Raw genomic sequence first — 20,755 nt, 5'->3', positions numbered from 1 at the left:
ATAGAACCCCTCAGAACATGACCGCATCCGCACCCGGTTCCGCACCGATCCGCCGTACCCGTCTGGGCCTCTGGCTCGTCATCGCCGTGGTCGCCGCCGCGGCCGGCGCCATTGCCAGCCATTTTGTTTTCTCGCCCAAACCTGTGGCGGATCAGGCGGTGGAGACGTTCTTCCAGGCAAAACTGCCCGATCCCACCGGCGCCGAGCTCGACCTGTCCAAATTCCGCGGCAAGACCCTGGTGGTCAATTTCTGGGCACCCTGGTGCGGTCCCTGCGTCGAGGAAATGCCCGAGCTGACGGCGCTGCATGGCGAATACGTATCCCGCAATGTCCAATTCGTCGGCATCGGCATCGATTCGGCCAGCAACATCCAGCAGTTCCTCCAGAAAGTGCCGGTGGCCTACCCCCTGGCAGTGGCCGGCTTTGCCGGCACCGAACTGTCGCGCGGATTCGGCAACACGCAGGGTGGGCTGCCCTATACCGTGGTCATCAACCCGGACGGCTCGGTGAAATACCGCAAGATGGGCCGCGTGCACGCGGACGAACTGCGCGCCGCATTGCCAGGCGCCTGAGGGCCGAGGGGCAAATCGATGTTGAATTGAATCGAATTTGATTCAATTTGTCCCGATCTCCGCCCAACGTACGCACAAACCCGCATCGAAATCGCATTTGTGATCCAAGAGGCATGAGATTTATCTGAAATGCCTTCGGACCGACATGCGGGCTTGTATCGCGTGCTAGACAAATCCCTCTAAGCTACGGTAATCTCCGCGCAATTTCGTTGAACTGGTCGAGCCACCGTGTCTTCAACCCCGATCGTTTCCCGCTCCGCGCGGTACAAGAAAGTGCTGGTCCTGCATGGGCCAAACCTGAATTTGCTGGGCACGCGGGAACCGCAGACGTACGGGCACACCACGCTGGCCGATATCAACGAAGCGCTGACCAAACGCGCAGCGGAAGCGAGCCTGGCACTGGACACGTTCCAGTCCAACCACGAGGGTGTCCTCGTGGATCGCATCCATGCGGCGCGTGGCGAAGGGGTGGACCTCATCATCATCAATCCGGCTGCCTTCACGCACACCAGTGTGGCGATACGTGACGCGCTGGCCGGCGTGGCAATCCCCTTTGTCGAGGTGCACCTGTCGAACGTGCATCGCCGCGAGCCGTTCCGCCATCACTCATATTTTTCCGATCAGGCGATCGGGGTGATCTGCGGCCTGGGCTGGCAGGGGTACCTGTTGGCGCTGGAATATGCGCTCGCACAGGAGCAGGCAGCGCCGGGCGGCTGAATCGCCCGCACACAGAACCAAGACAGCACGGAGCCCGCCGCGAGGGCCCGCGCCCGCCCGTGGATGGCGGACGCGGCCAGCGCGGCGGGCCTTTCAATGACTCACCGCCGCCGTCCCGTCCATATAGGAAGGTGACCGGACAACCCGATTCTGGAGGATAAGAAGATGGACCTGCGCAAGCTTAAGACGCTGATCGACCTGGTAGCCGAATCCGGCATCTCGGAACTCGAAGTGACCGAGGGCGACGGCAAGGTGCGCATCGTCAAGGCGCCCCCGCAGGTCGTGGCCGCCCCGATGGTCATGCCGCAGATGCAGGCCCTGCCCGCCGCACCGGCCGCCGGCATGGCCCCGGCCGCTGTCGTCCCCGAGGCCGCCCAGCTGCCGGCTGGCCACGTGGTGACGTCGCCGATGGTGGGCACCTTCTATCGCGCCCCGTCGCCGGGCGCCTCCCCGTTCGTCAACGTGGGCGATACCGTCAAGGAAGGCCAGACCGTCTGCATCATCGAAGCCATGAAGCTGCTCAACGAAATCGAGTGCGACAAGGCCGGCGTGATCAAGGAAATCCTCGTCGAGAACGGCCAGGCCGTGGAATACGGCCAACCGCTGTTCGTGATCGGCTGATGCGGCCCGGCCTGCCGAGCCCCCGCAGCGAACGCCCGTCCCGGGCACGCACGAGGGCCGGCACAGGCCGGAACCGGTCCATGCTTCCCATGCCTTCGCGGGCTGCCGCAACGCGGCACCCGGCGTTGCAATACCGGCCCAGCGCCGGCGCCCCAGGCAGCCGGCTGCGTGCCCGACGTGCCAAGCCGGCACCCCGCGGGCCCGCCCCTGTTCTCGCAGAGAGAGACCATGTTTGAAAAAATTCTGATCGCGAACCGCGGTGAAATCGCCCTTCGCATCCAGCGCGCCTGCCGCGAGCTGGGCATCAAGACCGTGGTGGTGTACTCGGAAGCCGACAAGGAAGCCAAGTACGTCAAGCTGGCCGACGAAGCCGTCTGCATCGGCCCGGCTCCGTCGCCGCTGTCGTATCTCAACATGCCGGCGATCATCTCGGCCGCCGAGGTGACCGACGCCCAGGCCATCCACCCGGGCTACGGCTTCCTGTCCGAGAACGCGGACTTTGCGGAGCGCGTGGAAAAGTCCGGATTTGTCTTCATCGGCCCGACTTCCGACAGCATCCGCCTGATGGGCGACAAGGTGTCCGCCAAGCAGTCGATGATCAAGTCCGGCGTGCCGTGCGTGCCGGGCTCCGACGGTGCCCTGCCCGACGACCCCAAGGAGATCCTGGCAACCGCGCGCCGCGTGGGCTATCCGGTGATCATCAAGGCCGCCGGCGGCGGCGGTGGCCGCGGCATGCGCGTGGTGCACACCGAAGCCGCGCTGATCAACGCCGTCAACATGACGCGTGAAGAAGCGGGACGGGCCTTCGGCAACCCCGAGGTCTACATGGAGAAGTTCCTGGAGAATCCGCGTCACGTGGAAATCCAGATCCTGGCGGACCAGCACAAGCAAGCCATCTGGCTGGGCGAGCGCGACTGCTCGATGCAGCGCCGCCACCAGAAGGTGATCGAGGAAGCGCCGGCACCGCACATCCCGCGCCGCCTGATCGAGCGCATCGGCGACCGCTGCGCCGAGGCCTGCAAGAAGATCGGCTACCGTGGCGCCGGCACGTTCGAGTTCCTGTACGAGAACAACGAGTTCTACTTCATCGAGATGAACACGCGCGTGCAGGTGGAGCACCCGGTCACCGAGATGATCACGGGCATCGACATCGTGCAGGAACAGATCCGCATCGCCTACGGCGAGAAGCTGCGCTTCCGCCAGAAGGACGTGGAGCTGCGCGGCCATGCCATCGAATGCCGGATCAACGCCGAGGACCCGTTCAAGTTCACGCCGTCGCCGGGCCGCATCACCGCCTGGCACATGCCCGGCGGCCCCGGCGTACGAGTAGACTCGCACGCGTATGATGGCTACTTCGTGCCGCCCAACTACGATTCGATGATCGGCAAGATCATCACGTACGGTGCCACGCGTGACCAGGCCATCGCCCGCATGCGCATCGCGCTGTCGGAGATGGTGGTGGACGGCATCCTGACCAACGTGCCGCTGCACCGCGACCTGATGCTGGACGCCAATTTCGTGGAAGGCGGCACCAGCATCCACTATCTTGAACACCGCCTGGCCCAGAAGGCCGTGGCCAAGGGCGAAAAGGCCTGAGGCCGCGCCTCTGGCCGGCAATGAAGCTGTAAGGAATCCCGTGGCTTTCCAGGAATGTGTGATCGAAATTGCGCAGGATCAGGCCGAGGCCTGGTCCGACGCATTGTTCGACCTCGGCGCGCTGTCGGTCTCGGTGGAGGATGCCGATGCCGATACGCCTGACGAGCAGCCGTTGTTCGGAGAGCCCGGGCTGGAGCCGACGCGGCTGGCGTGGAACCGTTCGCGCGTGGTGGCGCTCTTCGATGAAGAGACCGATCCTGCGCTGGTGGTGGCCGCGGCCGCGAACACGCTCAACGTCGACCCGGTGCCGGCCTACGAGCTGCGCGCCGTGGAAGACCAGGACTGGGTACGTCTGACGCAGTCCCAGTTCGAACCGATCCGCATCGGTGAACGCATTTGGGTGGTGCCTTCGTGGCACGATGCGCCGGACCCGGACGCCGTGGTGCTGGAGCTCGACCCCGGCCTGGCTTTCGGCACGGGCAGCCATCCGACCACCCGCCTGTGCATGCAGTGGCTGGAGCAGAACGTGCGCGCCGGCGAGACCGTGCTCGACTACGGCTGCGGCTCCGGCATCCTGGCCATCGTGGCGAAGAAGCTCGGGGCGGGCGACACGCTCGGCATCGACATCGACCCCAATGCCGTGGAGGCCTCGCGCTACAACGCTGAGCGCAACCGCGTGGCGGCCACGTTCGCCCTGCCGGATTCCGTTTCGGATGCCACCCACGACCTCGTGGTGGCCAATATTCTCTCCAATCCGCTCAAGCTGATGGCGGCGATGCTCAGTGCGCGCGTGCGCCCGGGTGGCCGTCTGATCCTGTCGGGCGTACTGGAGCGGCAGGCCGACGAAGTGGCCGCCGCCTATGCGCCGTGGATCGCGATGTCGGTCTGGCGCAGCGAGGAAGGCTGGGTCTGCCTGCACGGCACGCGCCCCGCTTCCGCCGACCCTTCCGCCAACCGTTCCTGATTCCACATCATGGCCGCCGCCAAGCTCGTCACGCGCTGCCCGGCCTGTCGCACCGCGTTCCGGCTTGTCGCGGACCAGTTGCGGCTGCGCCAGGGCCTGGTCCGTTGTGGCCAGTGCGACACCGTCTTTGACGCCCGCGAACATCTGATCGAAATGCCTGTGCCGGCCGCCGCGCCCGCATCGAAGCCCGATTCACGGGCACCGGTGACCGTGGCCGCCGCGCTGGCTCATGCCGAGCAGTCGCAGGCCACGGCGCGCACGCGCAGTAATGAAGCGCCGTTCGACCCGGGTTATGACCCGGGCTACGATGTGCCCGCCCTCGATTCGCCGACGATGATGATGTCGGATACCGATGCCGAGGCGGCCGCCAAGACGCGGGCTGAAGTCCCTGTGCAGACCGCTCCAGCCGGCAATAACGTCGAGCCGGAAGTGGATGCGGCGGCAGAGCCCGCCGAAGCCAAGGCGGAAGCGGAAGCCGGGCCGGTGCGCGATGCGGAGGCCGATGTAGCCGCGGCCGCCGGGGCCGCGCCGGACAGTGATCCAGGCAGCGACGCTGCAGCAGCCGTTGCGGAGGCCGGGGAAGCGGTGCCTGTCGCGGCGACCAGTGACGCGCCTCAACCGGATCCGGAGACGACCGCGGGCCGCGAAGCCGAGTCCTGGGCCCAAGCCGATCCTGAAGTGGAATCCGAGGCAGAAGCTCTGGCAGAAGCGGTGGCCGAGGCCGTGGCCCAGGCGGAAACCGAGATTGAGCCGACGCGTGAAGCGGCCTCCGCATTTGCGGGCGATGTTGCCGGCGTGGAGGCGAGCGCGGCGCCGGAAGACGGCGTCACAGAAGACGCACCAACGAGCGAAGCCGCGGCCGAGCCGTCCTCGGCACCTTCGACGCCAGCGCAGCCCGAACCTGCCGATGAAGCGCCCATGTCGCCGCCCGTGCCGTGGCCTGCGCTCGACCATTCCGCGTTTGGCGATTCCGTGCCCGGGCATTCGTCGCTGGCCCCTGCCGCCGCACTGGCCTCGGCAACAACAGCAGCGCCAGTGGCCAGTCATCCTCCCGCAGGCGCCTACAACGCCAAGGCAACGTGGCCTCCGGTGCCGTCGGCGGGCGCGTCGTCCGGCGCGGCGGCCAACGTGGCGGATGCGGCTGACGACCTCGCCGCCACAGCCGAATCGGCCGAATCGCTACCCACGCCGAACCCCTTCCCCGCGACCGAACCGGTGCGCAGCGCGAGCGAATACCTGCGCGCAGCGGACCCCACGGTCGCGCCCGCCGAAGAATTCGCGCGGACGCATGACCCGCTGGCGTCGATTCCCGGCGAAGCCGGCGACGCGTTGCGCGAAGGCACGCCGGACGCCGTCGCACGCGAGACCACGACTCGCCATTGGCTGCGTCGCGATGCCCAGGCGGGCCCGGTTTTCGCCCCGGACTTCCTGCGCCACTCGCGTGAGCGCGAGCCGGCACGCGCGCCCAAGGCGAAGGTCAGCCTGCCAGGCGGCCGAACCTGGGCACGCGCCGCCGTCGTGGTGCTCGCGCTGGGCGCGCTGCTGGAAGGCGCCTACCTCGCCCGCAGCCAGTTGGCCGGCAGCATGCCGGTACTGCGTCCGGTACTTGAAGCCGCCTGCGCTCCGCTTGGCTGCGACGTGCCACCCTGGCGCGACCTGGAAGCGCTGCGCATCGACAGCTCGCAGCTACAGAAGCAGGACGAGGCCGGCGACGTCTACCAGTTAGCCGTCACGATGCGCAATCAGGGCCGCGCCACCACCGCATTGCCCGCCATCGAGCTCGTGATGACGGACCTGCAAGACCAGTTGCTGCTGCGGCGAGTGCTGCAACCGGGCGAGTACCTCGAGCCGGCACAGCGCGCGTTTGCCACCATGGGCTTGCGTGCGGGCAGCGAGCTGCCGGTTCGGGTACGATTCCGGACACAGCAGGCAGCGGCCAACTACCGCGTACTGATTTTCTACCCCTGATTTCCAAAGCCCCCCGCCGCGCCGGTCGGACTGACGTCCCGCCGGCAGGCCGTATTTCCCTTCCCAAACAGGAGTGATCATGAGCAATGTGACCCTCGGCGGCAACGCCATCGAAGTTGGTGGCAAGTTTCCCAAGGCAGGCGACAAGGCCCCGGACTTTTCCCTCGTGGGCAAGGACCTGAAGGACGTCAAGCTGGGCGATTTCGCTGGCAAGCGCAAGGTGCTCAACATCGTCCCGAGCCTGGACACCCCGGTCTGCCAGGCCTCCGCACGCAAGTTCAACGAAGCTGCCAGCGGCCTGGCCAACACCGTCGTGCTGACCGTTTCCGCCGACCTGCCGTTCGCGATGGGCCGCTTCTGCACAGCCGAAGGCCTGGCCAATGTCGTCACGCTGTCGACGATGCGCGGCGCCGAATTCAAGAACAACTACGGCGTGGATATCAAGACCGGCCCGCTGGCCGGCGTGTGCGCGCGTGCCGTGGTGGTGGTCGATGAAAACGACACGGTCAAGTACAGCGAGCTTGTTGCCGAAATCAAGCAGGAACCCAACTACGAAGCCGCACTGGCCGCACTGAAGTAAGCGCGCCATCATGCTGTCGCCGCCCGTCATGCACGGGCGGCATTTTTTATCGTTTTTGTTACAGCCCGCACAACGGGCCCCTGGAGAGAGAATGGCCAGCCTGATCTGTGGCTCCGTCGCCTACGACACCATCATGACGTTCGACGGGCGCTTCCGCGAACACATCCTGCCGGACCAGATTCACATGCTGAACGTCTCGTTCCTGGTTCCCGGCATGCGCCGCGAGTTTGGTGGTTGCGCGGGCAACATCGCCTTCACGCTCAAGATGCTGGGCGGCGACCCGATCGTCATGGCCACGGTAGGCCAGGATGCCGAGCCTTACCTGCAGTACCTGCGCAACCTCGGCATCGGCACGGAGTACGTCCGCACGCTGGCCGACGCCTTCACGGCGCAGGCAATGATCACCACCGATCTGGACAACAACCAGATCACCGCCTTTCACCCGGGCGCGATGAGCCAGTCCCAGATAAACAGCGTGCAGGACACGCTGGCCAGCGGCAGCCGCCCTGCGCTGGGCATCGTCGCGCCGGACAGCCGCGAAGGGATGCTGCACCATGCGCGGCAGTTCGCCGAGGCGGACATCCCGTTTATCTTCGACCTGGGCCAGGCCATGCCCCTGTTCAACGGCGAGGACCTGCGGCAGTTCATTGAACTCGCCAGCTACGTGACGGTCAATGACTACGAAGCGCAGGTCCTGCTGTCCCGCACGGCCTGGACCAGCGCCGAGGTGGCCGCCAAGGTCCGCGCGTTCATCGTGACGCACGGCGAGCGCGGCGCCAGCATCTTTGCCGATGGCCAGCAATATGCCATCCCCGCGGTGCCTGCCGAACGGGTCGTGGACCCCACCGGCTGCGGCGACGCCTTCCGGGGTGGCCTGCTCTACGGCATCGAAAACGGGTTGGACTGGGAAACCACCGGCCGTCTCGCCTCGCTGATGGGCGCCGTCAAGATCGCGCAGCAAGGTCCGCAGAACCACTGGCTCTCGCGCGAAGAGATCGGCAATCGCTTCCAGTCCGCATTCGGGTACCGCTACGCGTAAGATGGATCTGGTGCGTCACGCACCAGCACCGCTGGCGTACGGATTCTTTACGGGAGAAGTCATGAATAACATTCTTCGTATCGGCGGAATCGCCTTGCTGACCGCAACAACGCTGGTCGCCGGCTGCGCCAGCCAGTCAAGTTCCAACAGCGTGTACACCACAGGCCAGGCACAGCGCGAGCAGACCGTGCGCTATGGCGTGGTCGAAGGCGTACGAGAGGTCCTGATCCAGGGCGGCCAGTCCGGCGCGGGTACGCTGGCCGGCGGCGCGATCGGCGGCATCGCGGCGGGCAGCACGATCGGTGGCGGCAACGGTGCCGTCGCGGCGGGCCTGCTGGGCGCCGTGCTGGGTGGCATTGCCGGCAGCGCGGCCGAGAATCGCATCCAGCAGCGCCGCGGGCTGGAGATCACCGTGCGCCTGGACAACGGCGAAATGCGCGCGATTACGCAGGAAGCCGATGAGGCATTCCGCCCCGGCGAGCGCGTGCGTCTGCTGTCATCGGGAGGCGTGACCCGCGTCACCCACTGAACCGCCGAACCGCTTCCGGACGAACGCCGCGTGCCACCAGGCCGCGGCGTTTTTCTTTGGGCGCGGGCAATAAAAAACCCGCCGGGCAGATGCCATCGGCGGGTCGGCAAGACTGGCGTCTTGCGGACCGGATACAGCGTATCCGGTCAGTGCGGCACGCGATGCGTGCCCTGGCGATTCCCGGTTGTGATCGTTCGCACGAGGCGAAGCGATTACGGACGGTTGCCCGTCGGGAACGGCCAGGCTGCAGCCGGGTTCAGCGCAGTCTTGGCAGCAGCAGCAGGCGCAACGGCAGGCGCAGCGGCAGGCTTGGCGGCAGCCTTCTTGGCAGCCGGCTTCTTCGCAGCAGCCTTCTTCGCAGCCGGCTTCTTGGCGGCAGCCTTCTTGGCCGGTGCGGCCTTCTTGGCAGCAGCCTTCTTGGCCGGTGCAGCCTTCTTGGCTACAACCTTCTTGGCAGCGGCCTTCTTGGCCGGGGCCTTCTTGGCTGCAACCTTCTTCACCGCGGCCTTCTTGGCCGGTGCTGCCTTCTTGGCGGCAACCTTCTTGGTTGCAACCTTCTTGGCAGCTACCTTCTTCACAGCAGCCTTCTTGGCCGGTGCCTTCTTGGCGGCTACCTTCTTGGCAGCTACCTTCTTGGTGGCGACCTTCTTGGCAGCAGCCTTCTTGGCGGCCGGAGCAGCCTTCTTGGCGGCGACCTTCTTCACAGCAGCCTTCTTGGCGGCCGGCTTGGCGGCTTTCTTAGCCGCCGGCTTTTTCTTTGCAGCAGTTGCCATGGATAACTCCTTCACTAACGTGAAATATCGAATGACCTAAGTTGGCGACCCGACCGACCCGAGGTGCGATACCGCATGACCCCAGTCGAGCGAGCGATTCATCGGCGCACGGCACAACCTCGTCCGCACGCTAATGAATTCGGTGGCAGGGACACCGCGATACGCGGTGTGCAGGCGGCAGCGCGAAACACCCCCGCAGGCGGCAAAGCCAGCCCACAGGCGGGTTTCCGGGGCGTGCCGCACCCTGGAATATTCGATTGGCCCGCGCCGCCCGTCTTGTCGGCGCACGACCTGGAAAGAGGAGATATCAGACAGCAGGCCTGCGGTGCGGGCATGGCCTCGCGCACGGCAGACGGCAATCATTCGGAGGTAGCTCGCCCATCCCGTTACTGGGCTACAGGAGACTGCACGCGTTTTAAGAAGCCGGTTCGGCTCGGTCTGCGTCAAAGTTCTGGTGCTCCTCGGCTACCCCAATCACTGCATCGAAGCATCGCGCTCATCGTGACGTCTTGCTTGCGAATCGTCGATGCAATGAACTGAGACTCTTGTCAAGGCGAATCATAATTCGTTTGTTCGATGATGTTAAGAAAAAAGTGCAAAAAAACTTGCGTGCGCGCGCGAGTCGATCTACTCCACGCACGCATCGCGATGACAACACCATCGACACCCACCTCCACGTCGACATTCTCACGTCCGTCGAAGCTCCATCGCGAGGTGCTTCGCATCATGTTTCGATGCGGTCGCGCGCCCTTCGGCAACACGCATTCACGCCCCTCTTCACGACCATCGGCGGCACACGCGACGCACGTCTCGCGCACCGCCGCCGCACACGATCGCGCGCACATCCGTCTCCCGGAAACCCGCATGTATCGTGGCTTTCGCGGCAGTCGTCATTGTCACGCGCGGTTGTGACGCTGCTTTCGTGCGAGACCACGCGCACGCATCGGGGCGGCATCTCGCACTGCCATCACGCACCGCTCACGCACGACGACGAACGCGCATCGCCGATGACGACGCGTGTGTTGCGATGTTGTCCGCGTGCGTCGATCAGACAGTTGCGCGAGTGCGACGAAAGAGTGATGCGTCAACGCAACGGTTTGTCACAACGCGCCCTCAGCATCGACCAACTTCGACACGATTCGCGACGTCGATCGACGTCGCGATGGTCGTCATCTCGATGCACGCGCGTCTGTTCGGCGTCGATGACGACGTTGCCTCGGGGTGGTCGCCGCGATCTCCCACGCGTGTGACCACACGCGCCAGTCGCACATCGAGATCCGTCGACATCGGATGCACCACGACCTCGTCAGAATCGTCGGCTTGGGGTTCTCACCGATGCAGCGGATGCCTGGCGACCGCCATTCGACCCTCACCTGTCGGATGCGCGCCGACAACCGGTGTGTGGTCGGCAACGACAGCGCCTCCGATGCCGGCCCGCTCCGCCTCGACTGTGACGCGATGTTCGTCGACTGTGGTGCCGACACGCCAGTCGCCGTTCCGCTAGAGGATTGCTTCGGGGTCTCGTTACAGGTGCGAAATGCTGCATGACAAAATCCCCGCAAACCGGCGCCACGCGGGCGAATGCGGCACGCGGTACAGTACCGGCTGGTGCGTGCGCAAACGGGTGTTGGAGATTGCAGCGCGGTGCGCCCGCCAGTAGATTGGCATCGCGCGCCGCCAATGCCGATCGATGGGCGAGACATCGCCTCGCAAACATCCGGACGCCACGCGACATGCCTGCCGCCATCGCGCGCCAGGCACGTCGCGATCGCACCGCCCGGCAAGACACGCGCCGCGAATGGCTAGCCTGCCATCGCGACACTGAACTGGAGAGCTCCATGCGCATTACCGCCCCCCGAACCCTGCTGCGCGCGACCGTGTTCGCGGCCGCCTTCGCCGTCAGTGCCGTCGCCTTCGCAGAAGCGTCGCCTGCGGGCATGTGGAAGACGATTGACGACAGCACCGGCAAGCCGCGCGGCGTGATCGAGATCACCGAGAAGAACGGTGTCTACAGTGGCAAGCTCCTGAAGAGCCTGACCGAGACCGAAGGCCCGGCCAAGGTCTGCGACAAATGCACCGACGCTCGCAAGGACCAGCCGATCATCGGCATGACGCTGCTCACCGGGCTGCGCAAGACCGGCGACAACGAATGGAGCGGCGGCGAGATCCTGGATCCGGAGAGCGGCAAGCTCTACAAGTGCAAGATGTCGCTGGCCGATGATGGCAAAAAGCTCAACGTGCGCGGCTTCATCGGCATCAGCCTGATCGGTCGTACGCAGACCTGGGAACGCGATCGTTGATAGGTCATCTGTTTGGGTGACGACGCTGTTGTGACTGGCCGCGAGCGCAACCGAACCGGCCGGCACGGCACGCTCTCCCAGCCGGATTTCCGCACAGCTCGTGCGGAGAAGTCGTGGGGCGCGACAAACGCTTGTGGTTGCGTAGCTCGTCGGCTCCCGCTCCTTTCGGAGAGGCGCGACGCTTGCGGTCCAATCCAGCAATGCGGGCGCCGGCAACCATCTGCGGTGGACCGCCAGGCGCCAGCTCCGCTGCACCATCCCGTTTCAGAAACTTGACAGCTGCCGTCGGCAAGATCGGTTTCGCGTCTTCTCACAATAGATGCGGGAGACAAGCATGCGCGCGTTCCGTCGCGGCCACGCGCTGGCCATCGCACTCGCCACCCTCCCCGCTCACTGCCACGGCGCATGCTGCCGACGCCTGGTGGAATCAAGTGACCAAGTTCGTCGTGCCATTCATGCCCGAGCGGCGCCAACGCTCTCGTCGCGCCGCCGTCGTTGCCGATGAGCAACCTCAAGGAACTGATCGAGTACTCGACGAAGCAAGTTGGTGCGCGGTTTGCCATCGCCGGCAGCGGCCGCACGCCACACTTCGTCGAAGAGATGCTCAAGGAGAAAGGCGCGCAACAGTTCGTGGTGCCTGACAAGAGCGGATCGGAGAGCATCACCGCAGTGATCGGTGGTCAGGTGGCAGCAACCTCTGAAGCAAGCGTCGTGGTGCCGCCGGAGATCAAGGCGGGCCAACTCAAGGCACCGAGTGCCACGTGGGACTGGCGCATGACGGCCGCTCCCAACATCCCCACCATCGCGGATCAGCGTATGCCCGAAGTCCGCATCTTCGCGCCCAAGGGCACCGACGCGGCGACCATCAGGAAGCTGAACGCTGAACTCTCTGCCGGCACGCAGACGCAGGAGGTCCGTGATCACCTGGTGCCGAACGGCATCGAGCCGGCCGCGGCTCCGTGGAGGGCTTTGTGGCATTCCTCAATTCCGGGCGCGAGCGCCTCGGCCATATCGCAAGGAATGCAAGCGTGGCGGCCGATTAAGGATAAAAAAGGATGAATTTTGGATGAGGCCACCCTGCCGGGTGACCAAATGTATGGAAGGCGGCCCGCGACGTGCAGGCCTTTTTTGTGCCGATTTGGTATCAATGTGGTCAGCACTCAGATGCAAAGCGCCTTAATAGGCTGTTTATTACTTCACATGTGTGAGCATTGAAACATTCAATGCGGTCATATGCTGTCTGTGTTGGGCGCGCAACGCGAATTGCAACACGAATCGTTCGCATTTATATTCCGGCACGCCCGCCATATGCATGCCCCTCACACACGTCGGACCGCGCATCGCTTCGCGTCCGGCGGCAGAGGACGGATCGGGCCCGTCTCACGAGGGGCGAACTGGACCTGACAATGATTCGCCGCACCCCCGTGGCCACCGCGCTGGTGGCACTGTTTGCAGCCCCCGCAGCCTTCTCCCAGCAGGCACCTGCTCCGCAGTCCGCGACGCCGCCTGCCACGCCTGTTGCCACGTCTGCGGAGGCCGCTCCGCCCACGCTGCGCGAGATCACGGTCCAGGGCTCGGCATCACGCGAGGACTTCAACTCGAGTGGCAGTCAGTTGTCCAAGCTGCCGGCCGACCTGCGCGACGTGCCGCAGTCCGTGACCATCGTGAACAAGGCTTTGATGACGTCACAGGGCGTGAGTTCGCTCGCCGATGCATTGCGCAACGTACCCGGCATCACGATCGGCGGCGCCGAAGGCGGGCAGATCGGCAACAACATCAACTTGAACGGTTTCTCCGCGCGCACCGACATCTACCTCGACGGCTTCCGCGACCGCGGCCAGTACTACCGCGACACCTTTGCGCTGGACCAGGTGGAAGTGCTGATGGGCCCGTCGTCGATGCTGTTCGGCCGCGGCTCCACCGGCGGCGTGATCAACCAGGTCAGCAAGAAGCCGTCGCTCAAGGCCGCCACGGAAGTCACCGGTTCCGTGACGACCAACGGCCTCGTGCGCGCGACCGCCGACGTCAACACGCCCACCGGCGACACCTCGGCGTTCCGCATTTCCGCCATGGCGCAAGACGGCAAGCCGAGCACGCGCGACGAGATGCAGGTGCAGGACTTCGGCATCGCGCCGTCGTGGCGCTATGGCATCGGCACCTCCACCGAGATCACGTTGTCCGCGTTGCTCCAGCACAACGAAGACTCGCCCGATTACGGCCTGCCGGCCATCAACGGCCACCCGGTCAATGTCGACCGCAACACGTTCTACGGTTTCAACAATGACCGCACGCGCCAGAACATCGCTTCGCTGTCGGCCGGCGTCGACCACAAGTTCTCGCCCAACCTGCGTCTGCGCAACCAGACCGCATTCAACTATGTGGAAACGAATGCCCGGGAGACTGCGCCGAACGCCGTGGGGTCGGTCAACGCCGCAGGGGCCTTCACGCCGCTGACGACGACCAACCTGCCGCTGTCGCAGCTCTTTGTGCGCCAGCAGAGCCACGATCGCAACATCCGCGACTACTCGATCTTCAACCAGACCGAGCTGACGGCGAAGTTCGATACGGGACCGGTCAAGCACACGCTGCTGACAGGCGTCGAGCTCGGCCACGATGGCTACAACAACCAGAACTACTACCGGAACGGCAGTTGCGGCAACACGCCCCTGAACCCGCCCGCGACGGCTACGGCCGCCGCCGGCACCTCGGGCTACGTCGCCTGCACGCCGGTCGTCGATCCGGTGTATCGCGACTCGCCCGCCAACGTGCCGACGAGCGTGGGCAACCTGCAGGGCGGTTCGGCCAACACGATCGCCGTCTACGCCAACGATTCGATCGAGTTCACCAAGCAATGGAAGGCGGTGGCCGGCGTGCGCTATGACCGCTACATCGCCAGCATCACCAACTCGGTGAATTCGACGAATACCCGTGGCAACACGGCGCTGGCGAATGCCGACCAGACCGTCAACTACACCAGCGTGCGCCTGGGTGGCATCTGGCAGCCGACGGAGCAGCAGTCCTACTACGTGTCGTATGGCACGTCGTTCAACCCGTCGCTGGAGCAACTGGTCGGCACGGTGGGGCAGACCTCGCTGGATCCGGAAAAGAACAAGGCGTATGAAGCGGGCGCCAAGTGGGACCTGATGGACGGAAACCTGTCGGTGACGTCGGCACTCTTCCGCATCACCAAGGACAACGCCCGCAGCCAGATCGATGCCACCACCTACGCACTGACCGGCAAGATCCAGGTCGACGGCTTCCGCGCCGGTGTCACCGGCCGGATCACGTCCAAGTGGCAGGTATTCGCCGGCTACACGTACCTGGACGCCGAGATCAAGAACGGCATCGCTGCCGGCACGCAGGGCAAGGTACCCACCAACACGCCCAAGCACACGGCCACCGCATGGACCAGCTACTCGATCCTGCCGAGCTGGGAAGTCGGCGGCGGCGCCTTCTATATGTCGGAGCGCTTCGCCAACAACACGAATACGGTGCAGGTGGGCGGCTTCGTCCGCTGGGATGGCATGATCGCCTACCATCAGCCGAAGTACGATGTACGCCTGAACCTGTTCAACATCTTCGACAAGAAGTATTACGATGCGCTGATCCAGTCGGATGGCGGTCGTTCGGTCCCGGGCACGGGCCGCACGGCCATGCTGTCCGTCACCTACCGCATGTAAGCGCCGGCGGGGCCGCCGCTGGCCGGCGGTCCCGTTCAGGATAACTCCATGCTTGTCTGTATTCCGAAGGTTCTCAACGCCGAACAGCTGGCCGCATTGGTTCAGCAGCTGGAGCACGCTGGCGACGCCTGGGTGGACGGCCGCGTCACGGCCGGCTACTCCGGCGCGCCGGTCAAGTTCAACCAGCAGATCGACGAGCACTCCGACGTGGCGGTGCAATGCCAGCACCTGATCCTGGCCGCGCTCGAACGCAACCCGCTATTTATTAGCGCCGCGCTGCCCAACATCGTCTACCCGCCGATGTTCAACCGCTACGGCGAAGGCATGACCTTCGGTGCCCATGTGGACGGCAGCGTACGCATCCATCCCCACAACGGCCGCAAGCTGCGCACGGACATTTCCGCGACGCTCTTCCTGTCCGACCCGGCCAGCTATGACGGTGGCGAACTGCAGGTGGAAGACACCTACGGCATGCATTCGGTCAAGCTGGCGGCTGGCGACATGGTGATCTACCCCGCCACGAGCCTGCATCAGGTCACGCCCATCACGCGCGGGACCCGGCTGGCCAGCTTCTTCTGGATCCAGAGCCTGATTCGGGATGACGGCCAGCGCGCGTTGTTGTTCGACATGGACAACGCCATCCAGACGCTGAACCAGACCAATGCGGACGATCGGGCGCGCCGCAGCCTGGTGGGTTGCTATCACAACCTGCTGCGGCAGTGGAGCGAGACCTGAGGCCTGCAAGCCTGCTCGCCCCGCAAAACGGAAACGGCCGACGGATCGCTCCGCCGGCCGTTTTGTCATTTGCGTCCGGAGTGTCGTGACGCCGGCGGTGCCACCCCGGATAGTGCTTGCGCAGGGGATGGCGCCCTTCCCTTCCGCCGTTACATCCGATACCGCAGCGTGGCCACCATGCTGCGCGGCGCACCCGGCATGTTCAGGTTGGCGTTGGAGCCGTGCGCGGACACGATATAGCCTTGGTTGAAGATGTTGTAGAAGTTCAACTGGGCCTCGAACGGTCCGCGACGATACCAGGCCATCATGTCCGCCGTCACATAGCCCGGCAGCGTCACGGTGTTGGCCGGGTCGGCCATCCGCGCGCCCACCAGGTTCAGGCCACCGCCGACGCCAAATCCGTGGCCCAGCGACTTGGTCAGCCACACATTGCCGGCATGGCGCGGCGTGAGCGTCGCGCGCTTGCCCTGGAAGGCCGCGGAGGACTTGGTGACTTCGGCATCGAGGTACGCATAGCCGGCCAGCACCTTCCAGCCCTGACCCAGTTCGGCTGCGGCGGTCAGTTCCACGCCATCGGTGCGCTGCTCGCCAATCGGGATCAGCGCCGTGCCAGTGGCATTCGCCACCTTGATATTGGTGCGCTCCAGACGGAATACCGACACCGTGGTGCTGGCCTTGCCATCCAGGAAATCATACTTGGCGCCCACCTCGGCGTTGTTGGTGGTTTCGGGCTCCAGCTCCGCATTGTTCGCGGCCAGCGAGAAGTTCTCGCCGGACGGCTGGTACGAGCGGCTCCAGGACACGTAGTAGGACTGCGCCTTCGACGGCTGCCACACCAGCCCCGCGCGCGGGCTCCAGGTGTTATCGGTACGCGACAGATTCTGCTGCCCCGGCCGGCGCTCGATCGTCTCCTGCTCGAAGCGGTCGTACCGCACGCCGACCAGCGCCTTCCAGTGCTCGGTCAGCGTCATCATGTCCTGCGTGTACAGGCCCAGCGTCTTGAAGATGCCGAGGTTGTTGGCCGCCGGCGCGCCGCCGACCAGCAGCGGCAGCACGGGCAGCACCGGGTTGAACAGATTGACGGTGGCGACGTTGTTGCGCGAGTAATTGACCAGGTCCTTGTTCTGCTGGCCGACTTCCACGCCGTAGAGCAGTTCGTGCTGCATGCCGAACAACGTGGCCTTCTGGGTCAGGTCAGTCTGGTTGAACCAGCCGTGTTCCTCCCGATACACGTTGGACCGGTTGAACGACGCCGTCTGCGCGGCCTCGTTGACCGAACCCGTCAGTGTGTTGTTGCGGTTCAGCGAATAGTGGTAGTACCGCGTGGCGTTGCGGATCGACCAGTTCTCGTTGAAGCGATGGTTGACCGTCGCCGTGCCGGAATACACGCGCGACTCCGAGGTATCGACATCACGCGCATTGGCCGCGCCGTAGTACGTGGAAGCGGGCACGTTGACCGGGCGGCCCTTGTAGGCCGGGATGCCGAAGTCGGTGACACGCTTGTCTTCCAGGTAGTCCATCTGCAGCAGCACCGTGGTCTGCGGGGCCAGACGGAATTCCGCCGACGGCGCGATGGTCGAGCGGCGCAGGAATTGCTGGGAACGGTAGCTGTCGGCATCCTCCAGGGCACCGGTCACGCGGAAGGCGGCGGCACCGTTGCCAAGAACCTTGCCCACGTCGACCTCCGCGCGCTTGTCCGCCCAGGACCCGTAGCTGAAGCTGAAATCGGCCACGTCGATGCCCGGCTTCCTGGTCACCCGGTTGATCAGGCCGCCCGAGGAGCCACGGCCATACAGTACGGCGGCCGGACCCTTGATGACCTCCACGCGATCCACGTTGGACAGGTCGCGGAAATACAGCGCGTCATCGCGAATACCATCGACAAACTGGTCGGCGATCGCCGTGAAACCTCGGATCGACACCTGGTCTCGCTGCCCGTCGCCGGTGGAAAAGGAGACGCCCGGCACGTTCTTCAGCGCGTCCTGCAATGAATTGGCATGCTGGTCACGCATGACCTCGTTGGTCACCACGTTGACGGTCTGCGGAATATCGCGCAGCGGCGCTTCAGTCTTGGTCGCACTGACCGCGTTGGGCGGGTTGTAACCGTCGCCGAGTTCGCGACTGATATCCGCCTTGACGGTTACCGCCGGGAGATCCTGCGGCGTGGTCTGGGCGTAGGCGATGCCGGCAGGCAAGGCTTGGGCGGCGAACAATGCCATGACGGCAGTCCGCACAGCGTGTGGCTTTTGGCTCATTTTTCCCTGTAATGCGTTGTAATGATCTTGTGCAAACGCGACGCATTATCATTTACTGGGCCATGAGCGGTCAAATCATCACGTCTTTATCCTCGTCCCAGCCGAGGGATATTGGCTGAAAGTGGTAAATAAGCCGCAAAAATCGTCACCCGATTACTCGGAGTTTTTCAGAGTCAGGGTTTAGCCAAACTGCTCGGCCAGGGCCTGCCGCGCCTGCTCGAGGAATTCGGATTCGCCGGGGCGCGCGGGCAGCAGGTAAAACTCGGCCGTCGGCAGCGCGGGCAGACGCCAGCGCGTAATCGCCGCGGCATCCAGCGGGGCCACCCCCGGCCCGACCGCCGACGCATTGAGGCACGAAATTCCCAGCCCCGCCGCCAGCGCCAGATGCAAGCCAGCCACGCCCGATGCCGAATGCGCAATCTCGAATTCGCGCTTCCTGCGCATCAACAGTTGCACCACGAACTGATGCATGGAGCAGGTATCGGGCAAGAGCACCAATGGCAGCGCAGACGCTGGTGCATCGGCCATCTCCGGCGCGGCCACCCACGCCAGTTCCTCCCGCCGCAGCACCGTCCCGGCCGTCCTTTCCGATCGACCGGCCTTGTCGCCTGCGCGTACACCCAGCAGCCGCATGCTGACGCCGATATCAAAGGCGTCGAGTTCCGCAGACGCCTCGATGGCGGCGCTCTTCATGACCGTGACGTGCAGCTTCAGGTACGGATAGCGGTCGCGCAGCCGGCGCAACATGCCGGCGATCTCTCCCGGGCGAAAGTAGTCGGTCACGGCCAGCCGCAGCTCGCCATTCAGCGACCGCCCGCGCAGCTCCTGCATCGCCAGTTCATTGAGCGTCAGGATGCGCCGCGCGTATTCCAGCAACCGCGCCCCGGCAGGCGTCACGGCGGCGCCCTTCTTGCCACGCGTGAGCAATGGCACACCGGCGCGCTCCTCCAGCTTGCGCAACTGTTCGCTGACGGAAGACTGCGACAGGAACAGGCGAGGCGCCGCCGCGGACAGACTGCCACTGTCCGCCACCGTGACAAAGGTTTTCAGCTGATCGGTCTCGAATCCACGCATGACATGCTCCGCGTCTGGTCTTCCAACAGGATGCCCGGCACCGTGATACAGATGATCCGGTATTTCCGATGGATAGTATCGCAAATTCCCGCTTTTCCGATGCAAGACCGGGCACTACGATGACATCACCGCAGCACAAACATGTTCCACAACTTCCAGTCATCAAGGAGCCCGTCATGCCCCACATCGCCCTGCAGATCTCCGGTCGGCCCGATGCCGAACTGACCCGCCGCGCCGCCGCCACCGTGGCCGAACTCACGCAACGCGTCCTGGGCAAGGACGCCAATTTGATCGCCACCGTCGTGGAATATGTGCCGCGCGAGCAATGGATCATCGCCGGCAAGCCGCTGTCCGAGCACACCACCGGGCGCAATGCGTTCCAGCTTGATATCAGCGTGACCGACGAGACTAATACCAAGGCGGAGAAGGCACAGTTTCTGAAGGAAGCCTTCGCTGCGCTGTCAGAGGTCATCGGCGATGTGAATACCGTGTCATATATCTACGTCATCGATGCGCGTGCGGCCGCCTATGGCTATGGCGGGCAGACGCAGGAGTTTCGTCACCAGCATCGGTGAATGTCTTTGCGGGAATGTCATCGCGATATGTCATCGCGTGTCTTCCGGGCAGGCGCAGGAACGCATTCGAGGCGTCGCGTCCTTGCGCTACCCCAATGCGCGATGCCCGGAACCTATGGCAAAGTCGGCGGCTCATCCGCCTTGCCGCGCCCGTCGTCGTCAGCGCGGTTACAAGATCGGCGGCCGCCCTGCGCGGCGCGCCGATCGTTTGCGTCATAGGAGACCTCATGTCTTTTGTTGTCGTGCTCGCCGCGCTGGCGTTCCTGATGTTTGCCGCCTATCGCGGACTCAGCGTGATCCTGTTCGCGCCGATCGCCGCGCTCGGCGCCGTGCTGCTCACCGATCCCTCGGCCGTCGCCCCGGTGTTCTCCGGCATCTTCATGGAGAAGATGGTCGGCTTCGTGAAGCTCTATTTCCCCGTGTTCCTGCTCGGCGCCGTCTTCGGCAAGGTCATCGAGCTCTCGGGCTTTTCCGAGTCGATCGTCGCCGCCGCCATCCGCTACATCGGCCGCTCGCGCGCCAATGCGGTCATCGTCGCGGTCTGCGCGCTGCTCACCTACGGCGGCGTGTCCCTGTTCGTGGTGGTGTTCGCGGTCTATCCGTTTGCCGCCGAACTCTATCGCCAGAGCAACATCCCCAAGCGCCTGATGCCGGGCGCCATCGCGCTGGGCGCGTTCTCGTTCACGATGGACTCGCTGCCGGGCACCCCGCAGATCCAGAACATCATCCCCACCACCTTCTTCAAGACCACCTCGTGGGCCGCGCCGGCGCTGGGCG

Annotated in this window: 18 protein-coding genes and 1 pseudogene; 16 read left to right on the top strand and 3 right to left on the bottom strand. The window is 64.8% G+C overall.

All coding sequences use genetic code 11. From position 1 onward, the window contains the following. Positions 1–17 precede the first annotated feature (17 nt). The 9 genes from BLR29_RS30340 to BLR29_RS30300 all read left to right on the top strand — a co-directional run bounded on the left by BLR29_RS30340 (position 18) and on the right by BLR29_RS30300 (position 8,586). Complete coding sequence (locus tag BLR29_RS30340; protein WP_092143398.1) at positions 18–572, top strand: TlpA family protein disulfide reductase; 555 nt, start codon at positions 18–20, stop codon at positions 570–572. 228 nt (positions 573–800) lie between these two features. Further along, a complete protein-coding gene (aroQ, locus tag BLR29_RS30335) occupies positions 801–1,289 on the top strand; it encodes a type II 3-dehydroquinate dehydratase (protein WP_176861105.1) in 489 nt (162 codons plus the stop codon). 165 nt (positions 1,290–1,454) lie between these two features. Continuing rightward, positions 1,455–1,910 (top strand): acetyl-CoA carboxylase biotin carboxyl carrier protein, encoded by a 456-nt coding sequence (gene accB / locus BLR29_RS30330; protein WP_092143392.1) that lies wholly within the window; start codon positions 1,455–1,457, stop codon positions 1,908–1,910. A 228-nt stretch (positions 1,911–2,138) separates the two neighbouring features. Next, on the top strand, positions 2,139–3,506 hold the full coding sequence (accC, locus tag BLR29_RS30325; protein WP_092143389.1) for an acetyl-CoA carboxylase biotin carboxylase subunit: 1,368 nt from the start codon (positions 2,139–2,141) through the stop codon (positions 3,504–3,506). Positions 3,507–3,546: 40 nt separating this feature from the next. Further along, positions 3,547–4,470, top strand: coding sequence for a 50S ribosomal protein L11 methyltransferase (gene prmA / locus BLR29_RS30320; RefSeq protein WP_092143386.1), 924 nt, complete (start codon positions 3,547–3,549; stop codon positions 4,468–4,470). A gap of 9 nt (positions 4,471–4,479) precedes the next feature. Beyond that, complete coding sequence (locus BLR29_RS30315) at positions 4,480–6,438, top strand: DUF3426 domain-containing protein (RefSeq protein ID WP_092143383.1); 1,959 nt, start codon at positions 4,480–4,482, stop codon at positions 6,436–6,438. A gap of 79 nt (positions 6,439–6,517) precedes the next feature. Next, positions 6,518–7,018 carry a thiol peroxidase gene (gene tpx / locus BLR29_RS30310; RefSeq protein WP_092143380.1) on the top strand — a complete coding sequence of 167 codons (501 nt, stop codon included), beginning with the start codon at positions 6,518–6,520 and terminating at the stop codon, positions 7,016–7,018. Between the two features lie 91 nt (positions 7,019–7,109). Beyond that, entirely contained in the window at positions 7,110–8,057 is a 948-nt protein-coding gene (locus BLR29_RS30305; RefSeq protein WP_092143377.1) for a carbohydrate kinase family protein, read from the top strand. A gap of 61 nt (positions 8,058–8,118) precedes the next feature. Further along, positions 8,119–8,586, top strand: coding sequence for an outer membrane lipoprotein (locus BLR29_RS30300; protein ID WP_092143375.1), 468 nt, complete (start codon positions 8,119–8,121; stop codon positions 8,584–8,586). 212 nt (positions 8,587–8,798) lie between these two features. Here BLR29_RS30300 and BLR29_RS30295 read toward each other — a convergent pair whose 3' ends face one another. Then, positions 8,799–9,359 (bottom strand): histone H1-like DNA-binding protein, encoded by a 561-nt coding sequence (locus BLR29_RS30295; protein ID WP_092143372.1) that lies wholly within the window; start codon positions 9,357–9,359, stop codon positions 8,799–8,801. Positions 9,360–10,649: 1,290 nt separating this feature from the next. On the opposite strand from BLR29_RS30295, the gene BLR29_RS30280 reads away from it, so the two are divergent. The 5 genes from BLR29_RS30280 to BLR29_RS30260 all read left to right on the top strand — a co-directional run bounded on the left by BLR29_RS30280 (position 10,650) and on the right by BLR29_RS30260 (position 16,074). Beyond that, positions 10,650–10,907 carry a hypothetical protein gene (locus BLR29_RS30280; RefSeq protein WP_092143363.1) on the top strand — a complete coding sequence of 86 codons (258 nt, stop codon included), beginning with the start codon at positions 10,650–10,652 and terminating at the stop codon, positions 10,905–10,907. Between the two features lie 290 nt (positions 10,908–11,197). Further along, on the top strand, positions 11,198–11,659 hold the full coding sequence (locus BLR29_RS30275; protein WP_092143445.1) for a DUF2147 domain-containing protein: 462 nt from the start codon (positions 11,198–11,200) through the stop codon (positions 11,657–11,659). A 501-nt stretch (positions 11,660–12,160) separates the two neighbouring features. Then, complete coding sequence (locus tag BLR29_RS30270) at positions 12,161–12,718, top strand: tripartite tricarboxylate transporter substrate-binding protein (RefSeq protein ID WP_255371524.1); 558 nt, start codon at positions 12,161–12,163, stop codon at positions 12,716–12,718. Positions 12,719–13,065: 347 nt separating this feature from the next. Then, on the top strand, positions 13,066–15,339 hold the full coding sequence (locus BLR29_RS30265) for a TonB-dependent receptor (RefSeq protein WP_092143360.1): 2,274 nt from the start codon (positions 13,066–13,068) through the stop codon (positions 15,337–15,339). Positions 15,340–15,387: 48 nt separating this feature from the next. After that, on the top strand, positions 15,388–16,074 hold the full coding sequence (locus BLR29_RS30260) for a Fe2+-dependent dioxygenase (protein WP_092143357.1): 687 nt from the start codon (positions 15,388–15,390) through the stop codon (positions 16,072–16,074). 149 nt (positions 16,075–16,223) lie between these two features. On the opposite strand, the gene BLR29_RS30255 is transcribed toward BLR29_RS30260, so the two are convergent. Both BLR29_RS30255 and BLR29_RS30250 read right to left on the bottom strand, forming a co-directional pair. Next, positions 16,224–18,293 (bottom strand): TonB-dependent receptor, encoded by a 2,070-nt coding sequence (locus BLR29_RS30255; protein WP_255371523.1) that lies wholly within the window; start codon positions 18,291–18,293, stop codon positions 16,224–16,226. A gap of 216 nt (positions 18,294–18,509) precedes the next feature. Next, complete coding sequence (locus tag BLR29_RS30250) at positions 18,510–19,403, bottom strand: LysR family transcriptional regulator (RefSeq protein WP_092143351.1); 894 nt, start codon at positions 19,401–19,403, stop codon at positions 18,510–18,512. A gap of 176 nt (positions 19,404–19,579) precedes the next feature. Here BLR29_RS30250 and BLR29_RS30245 point away from each other — a divergent pair, with 176 nt between their 5' ends. Together BLR29_RS30245 and BLR29_RS30240 are read left to right on the top strand one after the other, a co-directional pair. Next, positions 19,580–19,978, top strand: coding sequence for a tautomerase family protein (locus BLR29_RS30245; RefSeq protein WP_092143348.1), 399 nt, complete (start codon positions 19,580–19,582; stop codon positions 19,976–19,978). A 227-nt stretch (positions 19,979–20,205) separates the two neighbouring features. Beyond that, positions 20,206–20,755, top strand: a pseudogene (locus BLR29_RS30240) (GntP family permease); the annotation flags it as partial.

This window comes from Cupriavidus sp. YR651 (assembly GCF_900101625.1).
Lineage (GTDB): Bacteria > Pseudomonadota > Gammaproteobacteria > Burkholderiales > Burkholderiaceae > Cupriavidus.
This window is presented reverse-complemented; position numbering and strand designations above follow the sequence as displayed.

What these genes read in the sequence shown, in the direction of transcription:
- BLR29_RS30300 (WP_092143375.1), top strand. Translation starts at nt 8,119, where the DNA reads ATGAATAACATTCTTCGTATCGGCGGAATCGCCTTGCTGACCGCAACA.
- BLR29_RS30250 (WP_092143351.1), bottom strand. Translation starts at nt 19,403, where the DNA reads ATGCGTGGATTCGAGACCGATCAGCTGAAAACCTTTGTCACGGTGGCG.
- BLR29_RS30280 (WP_092143363.1), top strand. Translation starts at nt 10,650, where the DNA reads ATGCACCACGACCTCGTCAGAATCGTCGGCTTGGGGTTCTCACCGATG.
- BLR29_RS30340 (WP_092143398.1), top strand. Translation starts at nt 18, where the DNA reads ATGACCGCATCCGCACCCGGTTCCGCACCGATCCGCCGTACCCGTCTG.
- BLR29_RS30295 (WP_092143372.1), bottom strand. Translation starts at nt 9,359, where the DNA reads ATGGCAACTGCTGCAAAGAAAAAGCCGGCGGCTAAGAAAGCCGCCAAG.
- BLR29_RS30255 (WP_255371523.1), bottom strand. Translation starts at nt 18,293, where the DNA reads ATGGCATTGTTCGCCGCCCAAGCCTTGCCTGCCGGCATCGCCTACGCC.
- BLR29_RS30245 (WP_092143348.1), top strand. Translation starts at nt 19,580, where the DNA reads ATGCCCCACATCGCCCTGCAGATCTCCGGTCGGCCCGATGCCGAACTG.
- tpx (WP_092143380.1), top strand. Translation starts at nt 6,518, where the DNA reads ATGAGCAATGTGACCCTCGGCGGCAACGCCATCGAAGTTGGTGGCAAG.
- accC (WP_092143389.1), top strand. Translation starts at nt 2,139, where the DNA reads ATGTTTGAAAAAATTCTGATCGCGAACCGCGGTGAAATCGCCCTTCGC.
- accB (WP_092143392.1), top strand. Translation starts at nt 1,455, where the DNA reads ATGGACCTGCGCAAGCTTAAGACGCTGATCGACCTGGTAGCCGAATCC.
- BLR29_RS30265 (WP_092143360.1), top strand. Translation starts at nt 13,066, where the DNA reads ATGATTCGCCGCACCCCCGTGGCCACCGCGCTGGTGGCACTGTTTGCA.
- BLR29_RS30305 (WP_092143377.1), top strand. Translation starts at nt 7,110, where the DNA reads ATGGCCAGCCTGATCTGTGGCTCCGTCGCCTACGACACCATCATGACG.
- BLR29_RS30275 (WP_092143445.1), top strand. Translation starts at nt 11,198, where the DNA reads ATGCGCATTACCGCCCCCCGAACCCTGCTGCGCGCGACCGTGTTCGCG.
- BLR29_RS30270 (WP_255371524.1), top strand. Translation starts at nt 12,161, where the DNA reads ATGAGCAACCTCAAGGAACTGATCGAGTACTCGACGAAGCAAGTTGGT.
- BLR29_RS30315 (WP_092143383.1), top strand. Translation starts at nt 4,480, where the DNA reads ATGGCCGCCGCCAAGCTCGTCACGCGCTGCCCGGCCTGTCGCACCGCG.
- BLR29_RS30260 (WP_092143357.1), top strand. Translation starts at nt 15,388, where the DNA reads ATGCTTGTCTGTATTCCGAAGGTTCTCAACGCCGAACAGCTGGCCGCA.